18 protein-coding genes and 4 tRNA genes are annotated in these 17,598 nt (G+C 68.4%); 6 read left to right on the top strand and 16 right to left on the bottom strand.

What is annotated here, in order from left to right; all coding sequences use genetic code 11:
- Window positions 1–586, top strand: a 586-nt coding sequence (locus WU80_RS15635; RefSeq protein ID WP_156371794.1) for an AMP-binding protein, incomplete at its 5' end; no start/stop codon positions are given.
- Entirely contained in the window at window positions 583–1,371 is a 789-nt protein-coding gene (locus WU80_RS15630) for an MBL fold metallo-hydrolase (RefSeq protein WP_055403608.1), read from the top strand. The genes WU80_RS15635 and WU80_RS15630, both read left to right, overlap by 4 nt.
- Here WU80_RS15630 and WU80_RS15625 read toward each other — a convergent pair.
- The 4 genes from WU80_RS15625 to WU80_RS15610 form a co-directional block, all read right to left on the bottom strand.
- The gene (locus WU80_RS15625; RefSeq protein WP_055403607.1) at window positions 1,366–2,196 is read right to left on the bottom strand and encodes an enoyl-CoA hydratase/isomerase family protein; all 831 of its coding nucleotides are present in this window, start codon (window positions 2,194–2,196) and stop codon (window positions 1,366–1,368) included. The genes WU80_RS15630 and WU80_RS15625 overlap by 6 nt on opposite strands.
- Before the next feature lie 53 nt (window positions 2,197–2,249).
- Window positions 2,250–2,543, bottom strand: coding sequence for a hypothetical protein (locus WU80_RS15620; RefSeq protein WP_055403612.1), 294 nt, complete (start codon window positions 2,541–2,543; stop codon window positions 2,250–2,252).
- A 24-nt stretch (window positions 2,544–2,567) separates the two neighbouring features.
- Window positions 2,568–5,825: a serine/threonine-protein kinase gene (locus WU80_RS15615; RefSeq protein WP_055403606.1), complete on the bottom strand. Its 3,258-nt coding sequence runs from the start codon at window positions 5,823–5,825 to the stop codon at window positions 2,568–2,570.
- Window positions 5,826–5,937: 112 nt separating this feature from the next.
- A tRNA-Val gene (locus tag WU80_RS15610) sits at window positions 5,938–6,012 on the bottom strand.
- Between the two features lie 181 nt (window positions 6,013–6,193).
- Here WU80_RS15610 and WU80_RS15605 point away from each other — a divergent pair.
- The 3 genes from WU80_RS15605 to WU80_RS15595 all read left to right on the top strand — a co-directional run bounded on the left by WU80_RS15605 (window position 6,194) and on the right by WU80_RS15595 (window position 6,456).
- Window positions 6,194–6,266: transfer RNA gene (locus WU80_RS15605), tRNA-Gly, on the top strand.
- Window positions 6,267–6,294: 28 nt separating this feature from the next.
- Window positions 6,295–6,368 (top strand) — tRNA-Cys (locus WU80_RS15600).
- A 13-nt stretch (window positions 6,369–6,381) separates the two neighbouring features.
- Window positions 6,382–6,456 (top strand) — tRNA-Val (locus WU80_RS15595).
- A gap of 702 nt (window positions 6,457–7,158) precedes the next feature.
- Here WU80_RS15595 and WU80_RS15590 read toward each other — a convergent pair.
- From WU80_RS15590 to WU80_RS15550, 11 genes are all read right to left on the bottom strand, one after another.
- The gene (locus WU80_RS15590; RefSeq protein WP_055403605.1) at window positions 7,159–7,731 is read right to left on the bottom strand and encodes a hypothetical protein; all 573 of its coding nucleotides are present in this window, start codon (window positions 7,729–7,731) and stop codon (window positions 7,159–7,161) included.
- Complete coding sequence (locus tag WU80_RS15585; protein WP_055403604.1) at window positions 7,712–9,643, bottom strand: alpha/beta hydrolase; 1,932 nt, start codon at window positions 9,641–9,643, stop codon at window positions 7,712–7,714. Before WU80_RS15585 ends, WU80_RS15590 begins: the two co-directional genes overlap by 20 nt.
- 101 nt (window positions 9,644–9,744) lie before the next feature.
- Entirely contained in the window at window positions 9,745–10,041 is a 297-nt protein-coding gene (locus WU80_RS15580; RefSeq protein WP_156349577.1) for a hypothetical protein, read from the bottom strand.
- Window positions 10,042–10,103: 62 nt separating this feature from the next.
- Entirely contained in the window at window positions 10,104–10,775 is a 672-nt protein-coding gene (locus tag WU80_RS15575; RefSeq protein ID WP_055403602.1) for a hypothetical protein, read from the bottom strand.
- A 10-nt stretch (window positions 10,776–10,785) separates the two neighbouring features.
- Complete coding sequence (locus tag WU80_RS25875; RefSeq protein WP_156349576.1) at window positions 10,786–11,016, bottom strand: hypothetical protein; 231 nt, start codon at window positions 11,014–11,016, stop codon at window positions 10,786–10,788.
- Between the two features lie 94 nt (window positions 11,017–11,110).
- Window positions 11,111–11,611: a hypothetical protein gene (locus tag WU80_RS15570; RefSeq protein WP_055403601.1), complete on the bottom strand. Its 501-nt coding sequence runs from the start codon at window positions 11,609–11,611 to the stop codon at window positions 11,111–11,113.
- A 69-nt stretch (window positions 11,612–11,680) separates the two neighbouring features.
- Entirely contained in the window at window positions 11,681–11,872 is a 192-nt protein-coding gene (locus tag WU80_RS25870) for a hypothetical protein (protein ID WP_156349575.1), read from the bottom strand.
- 105 nt (window positions 11,873–11,977) lie between these two features.
- Window positions 11,978–13,255 carry an amidohydrolase family protein gene (locus tag WU80_RS15565; RefSeq protein ID WP_055403600.1) on the bottom strand — a complete coding sequence of 426 codons (1,278 nt, stop codon included), beginning with the start codon at window positions 13,253–13,255 and terminating at the stop codon, window positions 11,978–11,980.
- 14 nt (window positions 13,256–13,269) lie between these two features.
- A complete protein-coding gene (locus WU80_RS15560; RefSeq protein WP_055403599.1) occupies window positions 13,270–14,484 on the bottom strand; it encodes an amidohydrolase family protein in 1,215 nt (404 codons plus the stop codon).
- Between the two features lie 4 nt (window positions 14,485–14,488).
- Entirely contained in the window at window positions 14,489–15,292 is an 804-nt protein-coding gene (locus WU80_RS15555) for an acetoacetate decarboxylase family protein (RefSeq protein ID WP_055403598.1), read from the bottom strand.
- Entirely contained in the window at window positions 15,289–16,218 is a 930-nt protein-coding gene (locus tag WU80_RS15550) for an SDR family NAD(P)-dependent oxidoreductase (RefSeq protein ID WP_055403597.1), read from the bottom strand. Before WU80_RS15550 ends, WU80_RS15555 begins: the two co-directional genes overlap by 4 nt.
- A gap of 65 nt (window positions 16,219–16,283) precedes the next feature.
- On the opposite strand from WU80_RS15550, the gene WU80_RS15545 reads away from it, so the two are divergent.
- Entirely contained in the window at window positions 16,284–17,186 is a 903-nt protein-coding gene (locus tag WU80_RS15545; RefSeq protein ID WP_055403596.1) for an IclR family transcriptional regulator, read from the top strand.
- Window positions 17,187–17,210: 24 nt separating this feature from the next.
- Here WU80_RS15545 and WU80_RS15540 read toward each other — a convergent pair whose 3' ends face one another.
- Window positions 17,211–17,597 (bottom strand): hypothetical protein, encoded by a 387-nt coding sequence (locus WU80_RS15540; protein WP_082459875.1) that lies wholly within the window; start codon window positions 17,595–17,597, stop codon window positions 17,211–17,213.
- Between the last annotated feature and the right edge of the window lies 1 nt (window position 17,598).

The raw sequence follows: 17,598 nt of genomic DNA, 5'->3' as shown, positions 1-17,598 counted from the left end.
CCGCGATTCCGCCCGCCCGCACCTGCAGCTGGCGGCCGGAAAGGCGGTGCTGGGCACCGAGATTCGCGTGGTCGATCCCGAGACGGGTGCCGAGGTGCCGGCCGGGGAGCCCGGCGAGATCTGGGTGCGCAGCAACCAGAACATGAGCGGCTACCTCAACCGGCCGGAGGCGACCGCCGAGACCATCACCGACGACGACTGGGTGCGCACCGGTGACGTCGGCCGGCTGGACGCCGACGGCTACGTCTACATCGAGGACCGCCTCAAGGACATGATCATCACCGGCGGGGAGAACGTGTACGGGCCCGAGGTGGAAAGCGTGCTCATCGAGCATCCCGGCATCGCCGACGCGGCGGTGATCGGTGTGCCCGACGACTTCTGGGGCGAATCGGTCAAGGCGATCGTGGTGCCCGACGGTGAGGTCGACGCGGACGACGTCATCGCGTTCTGCCGCCGGCACCTGGCCGGCTACAAGTGCCCGCGAACCGTCGACTTCCTGGAAACGCTGCCCCGCAACGCGAGCGGAAAAATCTTGAAAGCCGAACTGCGCGCACCGTATTGGCGCGACCGGGCCCGGGGCATATGAGCGCGGTGGTCGACGCGCGGCGGCGCGACCGCGCGATCAGTGTGCTGGGCGGCCCCACCACGGTGGTCGACATCGCGGGTCAGCGGATCGTGATGGACCCGACGTTCGACCCGCCCGGTGTGCACGCGTACCTGACCAAGCTCACCGGCCCGGCGGTGCGCGCCGAAGCGCTCGGAGCCGTGGACGCGGTGTTGATCAGCCACGACCAGCACCCCGACAACCTCGACGACGAGGGTCGCGCGATGGCCCTGGCCGCGCCGCTGGTGCTCACCCACCCGGGCGGCGCCGCCCGGCTGGGACCGCCCGCGGTGGGCGTCGCGCCCTGGCAGACCTACAAGCTATCCGAATCGCTTGTGGTGCAAGCGGTTCCGGCGGTGCACGGCCCGGCGGACGGGCAGCGCGACGAGAGCGGCCATGTCAACTGCGAGGTGGCCGGCTTCGTGCTGTCCGGGCCCGGCCTGCCCACCGTGTACCTCAGCGGCGACAACGCCTCGATCGCGGCGGTCAAGGAAGTGTCCGAGCGCGTCGGCGTCGTCGACGTCGCGGTGCTGTTCGCGGGCGCGGCCAGCGTGCCGACCAAGGAGCGCGGACGACCGCTGACGCTGACCTCGGCGCGCGCGGCCGCCGCCGCCGAGGTCCTGGGCGCCCGCGTCGTCATACCCGCCCATGTCGACGGCTGGGCCCACTTCAGCGAGGGCGTCGACGAATTCGCGGCGGCGTTCGATCAGGCCGGGATCGGCGACCGGTTGCGGGTCGCCGCCCACGGGGAGTGGATCGACCTATAGCCGCCCCTCGGCCCGCAGGTCGGGGTGCACCCAGTCGGGCGAGCGGCGCTCCTTGAACGCGCGGAAGCCCTCGCGCGCCTCGGCGTCGCTGAGGCTGCTGACCATGCCGATGCGGTCGTAGAGACCCAGGTAGCTGTCGATGCTGGACTTGATCACGCCGCGGGCGCGCGGGGCGGTGCGACAGCACTGTGCGAGAAGCTCTTTCGCGGTGTCGAGCAGGGCCTCGTGCGGCACCACCCGGGTGACCAGGCCCCAGTCCAGGGCTTCGGCGGCGGTGAGCACCCGCCCGGTGAACATCAGGTCGCGGGTGCGCACCGGCCCGATGACCCGGGCCAGCATCTGGCTGTAGTAGGTGTCGGCGTAGCCGCGGAACAGCTCGGGCACGCGGAAGGTGGCGCGCTCGCTGACCACCGACAGGTCGCTGCACAGCGCGATCTGGAACCCGCCGCCCTGGCACAGGCCGTTGACCGCGGAGACGATGGGTTTGGCCGAGGTGCGCACCGTGTCGAAGGGCGTGACATCCATGCCCAGCGCGCCGCCGAAGGTGATCCAGTTGTCGGTCGCTCCCCCGCCGCCCATGTCGCCGCCCGGCGCGAACACGTCGCCCGTCCCGGTGATCAACAGCCCGGCCAGCTCGGGGTCCTCGTTGAGACGTCCCACGGCGTAACGGATTCCGAAGTACATCGCGGGGGTCAGGGCGTTGCGCGCCTCCGGACGGTCGATGGTGCACACCGCGATCGACCCCTGACGCTCGAAGGTCAGGTAGGGCGTGCCCAGCCAATCCCCCTCGGGCGGGCGGGGGCTGTCGTGCGGGGTCTCGGCCACGGGATTCCTCTCACGTCGGTCGCTACTGTCGCTCTTACAGTAGCCGCGCCGATCTACACGTACGCCAGCGTGGCCGTCGCGCTGCCCGCCGATGCGTCGTCGAGCAGGGTTGCGAGCTTGTCCCGCAGCGCGGTCGTGGCCTCGGCCACCGGCTTGTCGCAGAACCGGCAGTTGACGGTGAACCTGGGTTGGTCGTCTTCGTCGGGCCAGAACCGGCGGGGTCCCACCTGGGCGCCGGGGTCGAAGGCGACCGCCTGGTGCGGGGTGTCCTTGAGCAGCCTGCCGACGGGATGTCCTTGCGGGCATTCGAGTTTCAGGATACCGATGCCTTCTTGGTTGCCTACCACGGCCACCGTCCTTTCGTGTCGTCGTTAACCGAGGCCGGCGTCGATGAGCAGCCGCGGCAATCCGTGTCGGGCGCACAGGTCGCGCACCAGCGTCAGGTCCTCGCGCGCGTCGTCGGCGCGCCCGACGGCCGTGAGGGTTTCGACCAGCAGCAGGCGGGCCTGCAGGTTCGCCAGCGGCCGGGCGGCCGGATCGATGCCGGCCAGCAGCGCGGCGGCGTTGCGGCAGGCCCGGTCGCGGTCGTCGCGGGCGCGGCTTCGGGCGAGCAGCCGGATGCCGGAGGCCGCGTCGAGCTCGGCGGTGACGGTGGCGATCCCGTCGCCGTCGCGGGGCACCTCACCCGTCGCCCGCAGCCGGTCGGCCTCCGCGGGATCGAGTTTGAACTCCAGCCGGACCCGCTCGTGGTTGATCGCGGCCGCCAGGCGCGGCAGCCGCAGCTTCTCGGCCACCGCCATCCCGGCGTCGAGGCGGCCGACCGCCTCCTCGCGATCACCCTGTGCGGCTTTGACTTTGGCGCCGACGACGTAGCGGGCCGCCAGATAGTCGACCCCGCCGCCTTCCGGACCCAGGTGGTAGCTTTCCTCCAGCAGCTCGGCGGCCTCGTCCAATTCGCCCGTCTCGTAGAGCATTTCGCCGATGGCCGCGCCGGCGATGCGCGCCGCGTAGGAGTGCGGGCCCACCGCCGAGCCGATCTCGAACCCCTCGCGGAACTTGCGCAACGCCAGGCCGATGTCGAGCTGCTGGCGGGCGACGATACCGGCCCAGCAGCACGCGTACACGGCGCCCACCGCGCCGACCTGTTCGTTGAAGGGCTCCGCCCACTCCAGGAGTCGTTGCGCGGCGGGCAGATCGAAGCGGTAGATCGCCGCGAACGCCAGGGCGGTGGCGGCGGCCTGCGGCAGCACGGGACGCAGCTGGTCCGCGCTGGACACGACGTCGGCCAGCCGCTCCTCGAGCCCCTCGGTCCGGTCGGCGTAGATCTCGGCCACCGCCCCCACCACGCTGGCTTCCAGCGCCAGGTCGGCGCGCCTCTCCTCGGGCAGGTCGGCCTTGGCCAGCGCGGCGGCGAAGCGCCGCAGCGCGGCCTCGGTGGCCTCGCTACGGTGCAGCAGGATGTTGGCCCACGCCGATGCGAGCTGCAGCAGCGGCCGGGATGTCACGAGGCTGGGCGGCAGCTTCTCGACCAGGCCCAGAAACGTCGTCATGCGCGACTGGTTGATCAGCGCCCTGGTCTCCAGGCGCTCGACCAGGTCGACCGCGTGCGCGGCCTCCCCCGCGGCCAGCGCGTGGTCGACGGCCTCGTTGATGAGGTCGTGCTCGGCGAACCACTCCGAGGCCGTGTGGTGCAGCTCGGCCAGGCTTCCGGGTTCCTCGCGCTCGAGGCGGCGTCGCAGGAACCCGGCGAACATCTGGTGGTAGCGAAACCATTGCGGCGCATGGTCGATGCGCCGCAGGAACAGGCCGCGCCGCTCGATGTCCTCGAGAATGGCGTGGCCCCCACCGACTTCGGCCAGCACCGACGCCAGCTCCCCGCAGATCCGTTCGGTGATCGAGGTCGCCATCATGAACTCGACGAGCTCGGGCTCCAGGGTGTCCAGGACGTTCTCGGCGAGGAACTCCTCGACAGCCTCGTCGTCGCCGGACATGCGGCTCACCAGGTCGCCCGCGTCGCCGCCGCCGCGCAGGGACAGCGTCGCCAGTTGCAGGGCGGCGACCCAGCCGTCCGTCGACGCGGTCAGCGCCTCCACGTCCTCGCCGGGCAGCTGCAGCCCGGCGACGTCGTTGAGCAGGGACCGCGCCTCGTCGGCATCGAAACGCAGCTTCTCGCAATCGATTTCGACCAGCTCGTCGCGGACCCGCAGCTTGCTCAACGTCACGGCGGGGCGTGACCAGCTGGTCACCACGACCTGCAGGTGATCGCCCGCGTTCTCGATCAGGAAGCGCAGGGCGTCAATCGCTTGCGGGTCCGACACCCGCTGCCAGTCGTCGACCACCAGGGTGATGGGTTCGCCGAGGTCGTCGATCGCGTCGATCAGTGAGGTCAGCACGTAGCGGGTGGCCTCGTCGCCGCGCTGTTCGAGCATCTGCTCCAGCGGTTCGGCGAGGGCGGGGCGCACCCGCCGGATCGCGGCGAGCAGGTGGGCGAGGAACCACACCACGTTGTTGTCGTCGTCGTCGACCGTCAGCCAGGCCACCGTCACGCCGGCGGCGGTCAGTTCGGCGCGCCACTGGGCCACCAGGGTGGTCTTGCCGTATCCCGACGGCGCGTGCAGGAGGATCAGCCGCCGGCGCCCGGCCGCGCGCAGCAGCGCCATCAACCGGTCGCGCGCGACGAGCGCCCGAGTGGACGCGGGGGGACGGAATTTGGTCGCCGGCGCGGGCGGCGTGGTTTCCGGAGCGCGATACGCGGCCGCCGGGACCGTCGATCCCGCGGCGTCGACCGGCACGACCATGCTGTCGACGGAGGTCCGGCGCCGGCGTTGCGCCTCGCGCAGCTGCTCCCCGTAGTCGAGCGCAAAGACCGGCCGGCGGGTGGGATCGCGGGTCATGCCGGTTTCGATCACGGCGATGACGTCGTCGGGCACGCCCCGCTCGGTCAGCATTTCGTGGACCGACCGGCCCATCGGCGGGTGTCCGGTCAGCGCGCAGAACAGCGTCGCGGCCAGCGAGTAGACGTCGGAACCGGTTGTCGGCGTGGCGCCTTCGAGGAGTTCCGGGGCGATGAACGCCGGTGAGCCCATGACGACCCCGGCGCGGGTCTCGAACCCGCCGGCGATGCGCGCCAGGCCGAAGTCGGTCAGCTGCGGCTCACCGTAGTCGGTCAGCAGGACGTTGCCCGGTTTCACGTCGCGGTGCAGGATGCCGGAACGGTGCGCGGCTTCCAGCGCGCCGGCGAGCTTGACGCCGATGCTGAGCACTTCGGGCCACGGCAGGGGGCCCCGGCCGCTGACCAGGCCCCACAGCGAGCCCCGGTCGTGGTACGGCATCACGATGAACGGCCGGCCGCTGCGGGTGGTGCCGGCCTGCAGCACGGTGACGATGTGCGGGTGCCCGGAGAGCCGGCCCATCGCGCGCTGCTCGCGCAGGAAGCGGTCGAGATTCTCGGGGTCGAGGTCGTTGGTGAGCACCTTGACCGCCACCAGGCGGTCGAGCTCAGGCTGAGCGCAACGGTAGACGACCCCGAATCCGCCGCGGCCGATCTCGGTGACGTCGTCGAAGTCGAGTTCCGTGCCAATGCCGGCGATCAGATCCTGCTGGATCGCCGCTGCGTCCACGTCGGCCATCGACCTGTCCTCGCGAGTAGAGAGGGCCCCCCGGTCGTGTCACCATAGCGCGGATTGACCTGGGGCGATGCCGGAAGTTTCGGGCGTTCGGGGCGGCTTGGCTGCCACGAAGTGGTGGTCCCGGCTGGGATCGAACCAGCGACCTTCCGCGTGTGAAGCGGACGCTCTCCCACTGAGCCACGGGACCGGCGCCGAGAGGCGAACGACGTCGAAGATTAGCACGAGCCTCGCCTCGACAATACCGGCCCGTATGCGCCGTCAGGACGCTGCGTTAGCCTGGACGCGGCTCGTACGGAGAAATTTGTATGTGCCCGCTCACGTGGACTATCGTCGTGCTTCGCACCGGGCGACGATCTCGTCCGAGGCGCGCGGATGTAGCGCAGTTGGTAGCGCATCACCTTGCCAAGGTGAGGGTCGCGGGTTCGAATCCCGTCATCCGCTCGAAGGTGCAAGTGGCATCAATCCCAGCGGTGGAGTGGCCGAGTGGTGAGGCAACGGCCTGCAAAGCCGTGCACACGGGTTCGATTCCCGTCTCCACCTCCAGCTTGTGTTCCCGGCGCGATTAGCTCAGCGGGAGAGCGCTTCCCTGACACGGAAGAGGTCACTGGTTCAATCCCAGTATCGCGCACCAGAGTTTTTGCAGCTCAGGTACGGTATCTAGAACTACTCATCAGTGGCATGCAATAAGCATGCAAAAGTGTCTCCCGCGGCGCCTTCCAAGCCGCATAGATATGTGGCACCACCGGCGCAGCGCCCACGCTCGCGGGTCGACCACTGAAGTCGCTAAGAGTTTCTACAAACCCGCCTTAACTAACGCAGCCGTCGCATAAGCTCCCATCGGCGTTGCGGGCCACGTCAACATCACAACTCCGCTAGGAAGTCTGGGAGGACATGTTGTTCCGTGTAGCTTTCGCCGTAGCCGCGACCGCCGTCGCGCTTGGGCTCGGCAGTGGCATCGCCCATGCAGGCCGACTGATTCCGCTCAGTCCGTCAGGCTGCTATCCACAAACCAACAGTGGCAACTGCTACGAGCCCGGGGAGTTCTGTCGCAAAAGCGACCACGGAGCATCTGGGATAGCCGGCGACGGCAGGAACATAGTGTGCACGAATAACAACGGCTGGCGCTGGGAGCCAGCCTAATTCAGCGGCTAAATGGCATTTTGGGAGCCGGGCACAACTGGCACAAAGAGATATCTGATGTACCCCGACGGCAGGCCGGCCAAGGCACATATCGAACGGCGAAAGCAGTAATGACTTCGAGAGCCAGTACTGCCGCGCGCCTGTTTATCACCCGCCATGCCCGAGCTAGGCGACACCTCAGCCAACCTAAGCCTTACCGCCCACTCAACTGATCGTTGATGTTGGTCCACTGGCCTTCGCCCTTGTGGTTGCCGATGTTTCGGCATTGGCCGTCGAGGATGATCTGCCCGTAAGCGTGGTCGGACGGCTGGTAACTGATAGTCGCGACCACGCCGTCCTTATTGAGCGCGGCGCCGTGCAGGTGCTGGCCGGCCGGCGGCCCGTCGCTCCAGCCGTTCGAGGTCATCGCCGTCCGGACTTGCTGAAAATAGGCGTCGGGGTCGCCGTGGATCAGGAAGCTGAGCGTGACGGTGCCCTGAAACGGCGGGTCTCCCTGGTCGTTGCAGGAAGCGTAAGAGAACGCCCCGCTGACCCCGTCCAGCTTGGCGGCGGCGACGATCTGTCGCGCCGGCTCGATCACCTGAGCCTTGGTCTGCTCGTCACTCATGGGGTGGGCCGTATCCTCATACGGGTTACCAGATCCGCCCGCTTGTGGTTTGTGTTGCACCGTCGCGCATCCTCCTAACCACACGGCGACGACCAACACCGAAGCAATCAGTGCTTGGCGCAACGACATTCGTCGTTCCTTAATGGTGGTGTTGGGCATCGAAAACATGGTTGTCCGTAACAGATCCTGGCGACCGCTCCCACTCCGGGTCAATGACGGCCGGTGTGTGCGGGCCGATGGTGACCGGGGGCAGGCCGGGGATTCCGACTTTTATGCCCCCTACCGAGTAACGGTGGTCGGCCGTCATGCCGTCGGCTTGGAGCTGGTCGCCGTGGCCGGAGACGATGTCGGCCATGCCGTACAGCGCTTCGCTGCCGCGGTGGTAGTAGTACGAGTGGTCGTGCGGGTTGATGCCGTTCGAGCCGGGGACCTCGGCGCGGAAGCGCACCGAGCCGAACCCGTCGACGGCGGGGTCCGTGCCCAGGCCGGGATTGGTTCCAAAGAAGTTCTGCCCGAAGACGCTCTTGCTCGTGCCGTCCAGGGAACCGAGCATGCCGACGGGGTCGGTGGACGCGTTCCCGACGAAAACATGGCCACCGTCGAGGTGAAACTGCGCCGCGGACTGCGCCGCGTCGGTGCCCGGACAGCCCAGCAGCACAGCGTCATTGGCGTGCATGCCGTGCAACGCAAACGCGTCGGCGACGGTGGTCGAACCGTAGGAGTGGCCCAGCACCGTGACATGCTGGCCCGCACCCAGGTGTGTCGCCCACAGGCCGTTGACGTCCTGCGCCAGGGCCGCGCTGCCGGTGCGGGCCAGTTCCGGCGTGGAGATGCGCTGCACGTCGTCGAACCCGTTCGGGGCGTCATAGCCCATCCACGCGATCACCGCCGTCGGGTTGTTCGGGTCGGCGGCGTTTGCCTGCTCGAACAGGTTGATCGCGTCGTTGTGGCCGTCGTGCAGCCAGCCGCCCTTGACGCTGCTGCTGGTGCCGGGCACGATCACCGCGGTGTTCTTCGCGGTGTCCGGGTTGCCGATGGCGATCGCCGCCCTGCCCTTGCCGCCGAATGCCATTGGGTCGTACGCGAATAGGTAGACCGGCTTCGGACGAAGCGGGTCCCCCGCGTCGTGATCGAGGCCGAGCTTGGTCTCGTTGGCGTTCTGGTAGCGGGTGATGTCCGTGGGCGACAGACCGTATTTCGCGGGGTCGCGCAGCACGTCGTCCACCGAGACGCCGTTGCGGCCGGCGACACCGCGCACCCGGTCGAGGTCCTGGTTCATCACCGTGAGGTTGGCCTGATTGCGCGCCAGGATGGGGACGCCGTTGAGGTTGCCGATCTGGTCGGGGTGCTCGGCGAGGAATCGCTGCCGCTGCTGCGGGGTCAGCGATGTCCACCAGCGGTTCACGTCCTCGGGTTTGGTGCTCGGCGGCGGGATCTGGGTGTCGGCGTCGACGGGCGCGATCATGTTTGGGTCGTACCCGTCGGTGCGCAGGTTGCCCAGGCCGTTCTGCAGCGTGGCCGAGTAGCCGTCCCGGATGGACTCCATGTCGTGCAGGGCATCCCGGACGTCGTCGGCGGCGTCGGCTTTCGCGTCCTCGATCAACTTCTCCAGGAAGGCCTTGCTCTTTGCGTCGAGGTTGCCATGCTGCAGATCGTGCTCCGCGGCATCGATGAGGTTGTCGAGGCCCTGCAGCTCGTGTTCCAGCGTGGCGATCCGTTGTGCACCCGCCTTCTGCGCCTCGGCCAGCGCGGCGGCGATGTTCTCCAGGTCCGCACCGATCTTGGGCAACTGCTCGGACTGTGCGCCAAGGGATTTGACCACCCGCTGCACTTCTTGGGAATCGTTGATCGGGTGGTCGCCGTTCTGGTGGTTCCACGCGGCGTCGAAGCGCTTGCGGGCTTGCTCGAACGCGTGGTCGGCCTCGGCGGTGTGCCGGCCCGCGCCATGGAAGGCCTCGGCCAGGCTCGAGATCTGGGCCGGGCTGCCGGCCTGCAGGCTCTGGTTGATCGCCCACGGATCGCCGCCCGCCCTACCGATCAGGTCGGCAACGCTGAGCCATTTCAGCTGCATCGCACCGCCCCTCGAGCCTGTTGCCGGTCCTGAAAACCAGCTATGAGGTTACCTCCGCGGGCGCCCCGGCGACGTCACGCGACGAGAGACCGGCAAGGGCTTTACGGGCGCTCCTGAATGACGCACTCCACGATTCGATTGGCCAGGCGCGGGTCGAAGCCCATCCGCGAGACCTTCTGGCCTTCGGCCGCGGGAGTAACACCGGAATTGAGGTCCTGCTCGATCACCCCGATGAGCTGACCGTTCTGGTAGTCGTGTTCCCAGAGCGGGATTTCGGTGATGCTTCCCACGCAATTTCCGTAACCGCTCAAGTCGGCACGGGCAGGCGCCGCCACCGGGGCGACCGAGAACAAGGCGATGGCTATGGCGATCGCGACAGCAACGTAGACGACACGCATGATCGCCAGGTTACCCAGCAATAACGCCAAATAATCAGCAAACGGTCCGGCCGGACGAGCGATTAGCAGTCGAGCCCGTACCCGCCGCGCAGGTCCTTGTGCGCGGCCTCCAGGGTGCGGTCGCACAACGCCAGGAGTGCGTCGAGGTCGAGCTCGGATTCCCGGCCCAACCGGTCCAGCCACACCGTCTCGACCTTTCTCAGCTCGGACCACTTGAGTTCGCCCTCGTAGTACACGGTGACGTCCTCCCGCGGTTCGGGACACGAGGTGGACTGCGCCAATTGCCGCTTGCACGAATCCAATTGGGTCAACGAGTAGCCATGCTCGCGGAATTGACGGTCCCACTCGTCGAGCAGGAGGCTGACCGCGTCGCGCACCGGCGGCGCGGCGTAGACCATCAGCTCGGCCACCCCGTCGTCGAGCCCCAGGCGCATGCGGAAGTCGTAAAGCTCCCGGATGGCCTCGGCGCGCCGCTGGCTGGCGATCTCCTCGGGGGTGCCGGACCCCTCGTACTGCGCCGCGCGTTTGATGTAGATGGTCGCCGAGATCAGCGACTTCAACACGGCCTTCTTGTCGTCGGCCGCGCGCTTCTCGAAGTCGAGGACGCGTTCGTGGCGGCGGTCTTCCTCCTTGGTCTTGAAGTCGATGCGCTTCGTCCAGATCGCGACGGTGGCGCTCGAGATCACCGACGCCAGGGGTACCAGCGCGTTGGTTATCAATGTCGCCCAGTTCATTCGTCGGCCCTCACCCGCAGTACCCCGGGGGCGGCGCCGGGGCGCCGCGCGGGACGACGGTTTGGTTACAGAGCCCCGATTCCGAGTGCGGGTTCTGGGCAGCGGTGGGGTTGGGGCCGGGGGTGCTGGGCGTCGCGGGATCGGCGTTGGCCACGGCCGCGGTCAGTCCCATGCCGGCCATCCCTAACCCCGCGACGAGGACGGTGCGGGCGGCCAATCGTGTGAGTCCTGGTGTCGTCATGATGTTCCTTCGTGTCGCGCGGCCGCGATGGGTGAGCCATGCAGGTGGATCGAGGCTATGCGGGTCGCCAGGGGGTGTCTGGCGTTTGAGCAATTCAGACGCGCTCGGCCTTCATGTCCATGTCGATGGTTCCCTGGCACGCGCCGCTCAAGATCTCGGTGTGCATCAGGCCGTTAAGCGACCCGTCGGGTTGGGGCGTGTAAGTCACGGTGGCGCGAGCCGGGTTCCACTGGATGGAGGTGTCGGGCATCATGCAGTCCCACTGGAAGTCGTTGGTCTGCGTCCAGGACTTTCCATCCCACGTGAACTGGATCGGCTGCGGAACCGTCGGGTTGGTGGGCGGCGGGCCGCTGACGATCGTGGCGACGCACTTTCCGTTGTTGCAGCTCGAGCGGATCCCGTAGGTCTCGGTGTGCTGCTGCTCGGGATTGCCGACGGCCATGCTGTTCCCCGCCTTGGGGCCGACCATGAACGTGATCGCGTACTGGCCGTTCCAGGACGGATTGTCGGCGAAGGCGGCGGGGGAAACGGGCAGGGCGAGCGGGAGCGACGCGGCACACAAACCGGCGAAGCTCTTCCAGCGGGTCGACGTCATCGTCTCTCCTCAACGAGCCGTACCCATGCAATGTTCGTACGCCGGTCCATCACGGGCAAGCCCCCGGCCTCACCAACCCCACTCGTCGTCCTCGAGGACGTCGACGGTCAGCGCGTTGTCGGCCGCGCCCTGGGTGCCGTAGCTGAAGGTCAACAGGGTGCGGTCGTCGTCGAGGGGCTCGGTCGCCACGACGGTGGCGTGCCCGATCTTCATCCGGATCTTGTCGCCGGGCTTCAACTCGTCAACACGTTTAAGGGGCACGCTCCACCCATCAGCACCACCGAAAGTGCCAATGCTACAGAGCCTGTCTGCCGTCCTAAAGGTCGCGGCGCCGAAACCTCATGGACTCAACGGCATTCGCTGCGATCAGCTCTCCACGAGGTCGGGGATGGGCTCGGCGTCCGTCAGCCAGTGGCGCCCGGTGCGGCGGGCCGCCTCCCACTTGGGGATGCTGACCGCGTCGTCTTGACCGAGGTCCTCGGGAGTGGGGCCGATGCGTTCGGCCAACCCGGCGAGGGCGCCCAGATCGAAGTTGTATATCTCCGCCGCGGCCAGGCCCAGCATCTGCCGGGTCTCGTCGATGGGAATGTCCCAGAAGGAGCGATGCAGCCACTTGCGGGTGTGCGGCCACGTGCCCTCCGGGTGGGGAAAGTCGTTGCCCCACAACAGGTTGGACACGCCGATCTCGTAGCGGCGCGCCAGCTCCCGGCGCTCGGTGGTGGTGGCCCCGATGAAGCAGTTGCGGTCGAAGTAGGCCGAGGGCGGCATGGTCAGGTCGCCCTCCATCTGGTGGCTCATCTTCTTGGCCGAGTGCTCGCGCAGATACCGGGTGTCCATCAGCCAGAGCAGGTCGTTGGCCCAAAACGCACCGCACTCCGTGACGCCCCACCGCAACTGCGGGAAGCGCTCGAACACCCCCGACCACAGCGCGAACCACATCGGCCGGGCACCCCACCAGCGCACCTCGGTGACGTAGATCCCCAGGTGGCCGCCGTACTCCTCCTGCGGCGCGGGGCCGGAGTGCGTGTGCACCGGCATCTGCAGGTCCTGGCACGCGGCCCAGACCTTGTCGTAACGGCGGTCGTGGTAAGGCGGGTAGCCGACCCAGCGCGCGGGAATCAGGATCCCGCCCCGCAGCCCGGACTCGGCCGCGCGGGTGATCTCGGCGACCGCGGCGTCGACGTCCGCCAGGATCGGCACGACCGCGACCCCGGCCCGCCGTTCGGGGCTGTGGCTGCACAGCTCGGCCAACCAGCGGTTGTGGGCGCGCGCCCCGGCCATCGCGCGCCCGGGGTCGAGGTCGCCCGATTGGCCCAGCCCGGCCCCGAAGGGCGCCCCGGCGACCCCGGTCACGGCGTCGGCGTCGGGGAAGATCACCTCGCCGACCACCCCGTCGCCGTCGAGCTCCCTGTCCCGCAGCGCGACGTCCCATCCGCCGGCGATGCCCTCGCCGTTCTCGGAGAACCACTCCTGGGCGAACTCTTCGTCGATGAATCCCCCGGCCTGCGCCGCCGCGGTCTTCTCGGCCAGGTACGCCTCGAAGTCGTCCCGGTATTCGGGGTCGACGTACTCGCGGTAGCGCTCGGTCGGGAGCTCGGCGTGGGTGTCGGCGGAGATGATGACGTACGGGGCATCAGGGTTCATGGTGCGTCCTTTCGCTACCAGGTGCGGATGGGGTCGGGCTCGAATACGGTGCTGCTCGCGTCGGCCGGCACGGCGGCCAGCGGTTCGGCAACCTCGGCCACGGTCGGGCCGATGCGGGCGGTCAACGGCGCGAGCGCCTCGAGGTCGAAGCCGTAGACGACCGCCGCGTTCCCGCCCAGCATGGCCGCTACCTCTTCGGCCGGGACGTGGGAGAAGGTGTGCCGCAACGCTTCTCGCGTGTAGGGGGCGGTGCCCTCGTAGTGCGGATAATCGCTTCCCCACATGATGCGGTCGACGCCGATCCGGTGGCGCTCGGCGCACTCGACCGGACGCATGAAGCTCGCGCCGACGTAGCACTGGCGCGACCAGTACTCGCTGGGCCGCAGGCTCAGCGAACCGGCGGTGGGTCCGGCGAACCGGGCGATCGCCGAGCTCGCCCGCGCGTACCGGGCCGCGGCGACATCGAGCGAGTCGAGGGTTGCCGGTATCCACCCGGCGCCCTGCTCGGTGAAGACGACCGTGAGGTCGGGATGGCGATCCAGCGCGCCGCTGAAGATCAAGTGCCACAACGCCCGGTGCGCCCACCAGTGCGTCTCGTACACCCACACCGCCAGCGAGCTTCCCCAGCCATCCATCGGGCTCGGCCCCGCGTTACCGCCGTGGTGGTTGACCACCAGGCCCGCGTCCGCGCACGCCGCCCAGAGCGGCTCCCAATGCTCGGCGTAAAGCGGGGGAAGGCCGGTCCCGGGGGCGATTCCGGGCAGCAGCACGCCCCCGCGCAGGCCCAGCTTGGCGATCTGCGTCAGCTCGGCGATGGCTTCGTCGAGGTCGCCCAGCAGGATCTGGCCCACCCCGGCGCGCCGCTCGGGCGACAGGGAACAGAAGTCGGACAGCCAGCGATTGTGCGCACGCAAGCCGGCCCAGCGCAGCTCGAGCTCGCGGGCGGTCTCCGGCGGCGGGGCGGCCAGGCTGGCGTGCGGGAAGAACGGCGGCACGGTGTTAGGGAAGATGACCTCCCCCGCGATGCCTTCGCGATCCAGCTCCGAGTTGCGTAGGTCGCTGTCCCAATTGTGCTCGGCGTCGGCCTCCGCGAGATCCCCGAACGGATTGACGTATGTCTTTGCCCAGCTGTCGAATTCGTCGCGGTAGCCCGGATCCAGGTAGTCGCGGTAGTCGAGCAGGTCCGCGCCGGCGTGGCAGTCGGCCGAGATGACCGTGTACCGGTCCATGCGCCTATACCCGCGCCGGCTCGGGCCCGGGGGCGGCCAGCAGGGCCACGTCGTCGTAGCGCTGGTGCACGTACGGCAGCAGCCACTCCTGCGGCACCCGCGCCGCGATGCGACCCACCTGGATGGTGCGGCGCCGACACCACGTGATGGACGTGATCTCGCGGACCGCGACGTCGGCCACCGGATCGAGCGGCGACTCCCCCAGCTCGAGCGTGCCGTCGATGTTCTCCAAAAGCTCGTAATGCCGGTGATATTCGCCGTAGACCAGGTGTGGGTCGGTGATGCCGCTGCCGTCGGGGGCGCGCAGGAACTTGAAGTAGAACTCGGTGTTCACCTGGTCGGGCGGCAACTTCGCCGGGCCGGTGATACGCCCGTCCACCCTGATCAGCTGGTGGCCCAACCGGTCAACGGCGGCGGTGACGCGGTCACCGTCGCGCTCGACCGCGATGTGCGCCAATTTCTTTGGCTCGCCGAATGTTTCGCGCCCACCCGTGACCGACTGTTCGGTGGACTGGGGCATGAAAAGCGGGTAGTCGCCCTCGACTTCGCCGTGCCGGGCGGTCACCGAGAACACGGCCGAGCCGAAGGGCGCCATGCCCTCGATCCGGACCCGCTGCAGCTGGACGCGCACCAGGGGTTGGGCCGCCGGCTCCAGCGGCTTGGGCAGCACGGCCGCGACGATGTCGGGATCGGTGAGGTAGGTGACGGTGATCGCCTCGGTGGCGATGGGCGCCTTGGTGGCGTCGATCTCGTGGTCGACTTGCGCCTCGGGCGGGCGAGGGCCGTAGCGAATCTGGTTGGCGCTCAACGTGTTCCTCCTTCGGTGTGCTTGGCATGCTGGCCGAGGACATCGACCAGGTAGTCGGGCTCGCCGCGGGCGAGGATCGATGCCGCCTTCTTGCTCACGACCTCATCGGCCGGTGTGGGCGGACCCATCATCCAGAACCGGTCCGCTTGAATCCCGTCCACCACCTGGTCGGCGACCGTCTCGAGCGGGGTGAACGCGACCTGCACGCCCGCGGCCTCGAAGCGGGCCACCACCTTCTCTAGCGTCTGGTCAGGTGTGCGGCGTTCCTGGGTCGCGGCGTAGCGCTCCGGCCGGTGTCGCCAGGACTCCCAGATGCCGGTGTTCAAGAAGCCGCCGGGGAACAGCACGTGCGCCCGCACCCGGGTTCCGGTCATCTGCAGATGCGTGTAGAGGCTCTCGGTCAGGCAGAGCACCGCGGCCTTGGTCATCGGGTAGACCGCGGTGGCCGGTCCGCCCATTGCCCCCCGGGCGATCGGTGCGAACCCGCCGTTGCCCGAGCAGGTGTTGACCACGTGCCCTTCGCCTTGTTCGAGCAGGAGCGGCACGAACGCCTTGATGCCGTGGATGACGCCCAGCACGTTGACGTCGATCCCCCAGCGCCAGTCGGCCAGGTCGTGCTCCCACATGTAGCCCTCGGAGACGCCGCCGGTGCCGGCGTTGTTGCACACCACGTGCACCGCGCCGAAGCGAGATTGCGCCTCCTTGGCCAGCGATTCGACGGAGGCGTAGTCGGTGACGTCGGTGACCACGCCGGCCACGTCGACGCCCTCGTCCGCGAGCGCCCGGGTCGCCTCGTCGAGGGGTTTGGTGAGGACGTCGGCGAGCACCACTTTCATGCCTTCTCGGCCGAACCGCCTGCCCATGGCCCGGCCGATGCCCCCGGCCCCGCCGGTTACGACCGCCACCTTGCCCGCGAGGTCCTTCATTGTGGCGATCGTCACATAGGCGCTTATGACATCGCAAGCGGTCGCATTATGCGACCATTGCGCCCATGGCGCCGCGCCCTTCTCCGCAGACCGAGCGGGTGGTGAACCTGTTCGAGCAGCTGGCGGGCGACGCGAGCCGCGGGTTGACGTTGGCCGAGGTTTCGCGCCACCTGAGCGTGCACAAGGCCAGCTGCCACTCGATGCTTTCCGAACTGCTGCGCGCCGGTTGGCTGCTGCGCGACCCGGTCCGCAAGACCTACCACCTCGGTCCCGCTCTGGTCCGCCTCGGCCGAGAGGCGGCGGCGCGCTACCCCGCCCTGGTGTTGGCCCGCTCGGCGATGGCCGAACTGTCGGCCGCGACGGGCGCCCACTGCGTGGCCTTCTCGGTGAGCGAGGACTACTCCACCGTCGTCGATCAGGTCCGAAGCCGGCACGGCGGCGGGCACCCGATGCCCATCGGCACCCAGTTCCCGCACCGCCCGCCGTATGGGGCGTCGACCGTCGCCTGGTCCGCGCCGGAGGCCCGGGAGCGCTGGCTGGCCGCGCTGCCCGCGGATGTGCGCGACCGCTACCGCCAAGCCATCACCACGGCCCGGGAGCGGGGCTACGCGGTCGGTCTGCACCTGCTGCCCGATCTACGGCTGCAGGAATTGGCGCTGATCGTGCGCAGCGCCGAAGTCCGTTCAACGCGGCTGAGCCAACTCGCGCAGGCCTTGACCGACGAACTGATCCATCAGGAAGAGTGGTTCCCCGTCAGCCTGGCGCCGGAGCGCACGTACGAAGTGAGCCACATCGACTCCCCGATCCTCGAGCCCGGGTCCCGCATCGCGCTGATGATCAGCCTGGTCCCCAGCGCCGAACCGATGAGCGGCGAGGCGGTCACCCGGATGGGGGCACAACTCGCTTCCGTGACCCGCCGGCTAAGCGCGGCGTTGGCCGACGACTCGGTGGGCCAAATTAGTTCGTAGCCAACCGGCGAAGCGCGGGTGGACTCAGTCGTCGTCCTTGTCGTCCTTGTCGTCGTCCTTCTCGTCCTCGTCGTCCTCGTCGTCGCTGTCGTCCTCGTCTTTGTCCTTTTCTTCGTCTTTGTCGTCCTTGTCCTTCTTGTCCTTGTCCTTCTTGTCGTCTTTGTCCTTCTTGTCGTCCTTGTCCTTCTTGTCCTTCTTGTCCTTGTCCTTCTTGTCCTTCTTCTCGTCCTCGTCCTGATCGGAGTTGTCCAGCTTGTCCGCGTACTTCGTCAAGAGCTCAGCCAATTTGCGAGCCTCATCAGAGTCCAACGAATCGATGAATAGTTGCTCGTCGGCCTCCGAGACGCGCTGCACAAAAACCGCGTCGTCCTTGATGCCGACGTCCCACCGGCCGCCCTCGTCACGAGCCATC

This window comes from Mycobacterium sp. UM_11, assembly GCF_001414075.1.
GTDB lineage: Bacteria > Actinomycetota > Actinomycetes > Mycobacteriales > Mycobacteriaceae > Mycobacterium.
The sequence above is the reverse complement of the archived record's forward strand: the minus strand, read 5'-3'. Positions and strand labels throughout refer to the sequence as shown.

Excerpts from the sequence above, each read along its gene's own strand:
- WU80_RS15630 (WP_055403608.1), top strand. The coding sequence starts at position 583 with ATGAGCGCGGTGGTCGACGCGCGGCGGCGCGACCGCGCGATCAGTGTG.
- WU80_RS15615 (WP_055403606.1), bottom strand. The coding sequence starts at position 5,825 with ATGGCCGACGTGGACGCAGCGGCGATCCAGCAGGATCTGATCGCCGGC.
- WU80_RS15590 (WP_055403605.1), bottom strand. The coding sequence starts at position 7,731 with ATGCCCAACACCACCATTAAGGAACGACGAATGTCGTTGCGCCAAGCA.
- WU80_RS15585 (WP_055403604.1), bottom strand. The coding sequence starts at position 9,643 with ATGCAGCTGAAATGGCTCAGCGTTGCCGACCTGATCGGTAGGGCGGGC.
- WU80_RS15580 (WP_156349577.1), bottom strand. The coding sequence starts at position 10,041 with ATGCGTGTCGTCTACGTTGCTGTCGCGATCGCCATAGCCATCGCCTTG.
- WU80_RS15575 (WP_055403602.1), bottom strand. The coding sequence starts at position 10,775 with ATGAACTGGGCGACATTGATAACCAACGCGCTGGTACCCCTGGCGTCG.
- WU80_RS25875 (WP_156349576.1), bottom strand. The coding sequence starts at position 11,016 with ATGACGACACCAGGACTCACACGATTGGCCGCCCGCACCGTCCTCGTC.
- WU80_RS15570 (WP_055403601.1), bottom strand. The coding sequence starts at position 11,611 with ATGACGTCGACCCGCTGGAAGAGCTTCGCCGGTTTGTGTGCCGCGTCG.
- WU80_RS15565 (WP_055403600.1), bottom strand. The coding sequence starts at position 13,255 with ATGAACCCTGATGCCCCGTACGTCATCATCTCCGCCGACACCCACGCC.
- WU80_RS15560 (WP_055403599.1), bottom strand. The coding sequence starts at position 14,484 with ATGGACCGGTACACGGTCATCTCGGCCGACTGCCACGCCGGCGCGGAC.
- WU80_RS15550 (WP_055403597.1), bottom strand. The coding sequence starts at position 16,218 with ATGAAGGACCTCGCGGGCAAGGTGGCGGTCGTAACCGGCGGGGCCGGG.
- WU80_RS15545 (WP_055403596.1), top strand. The coding sequence starts at position 16,284 with ATGGCGCCGCGCCCTTCTCCGCAGACCGAGCGGGTGGTGAACCTGTTC.
- WU80_RS15540 (WP_082459875.1), bottom strand. The coding sequence starts at position 17,597 with ATGGCTCGTGACGAGGGCGGCCGGTGGGACGTCGGCATCAAGGACGAC.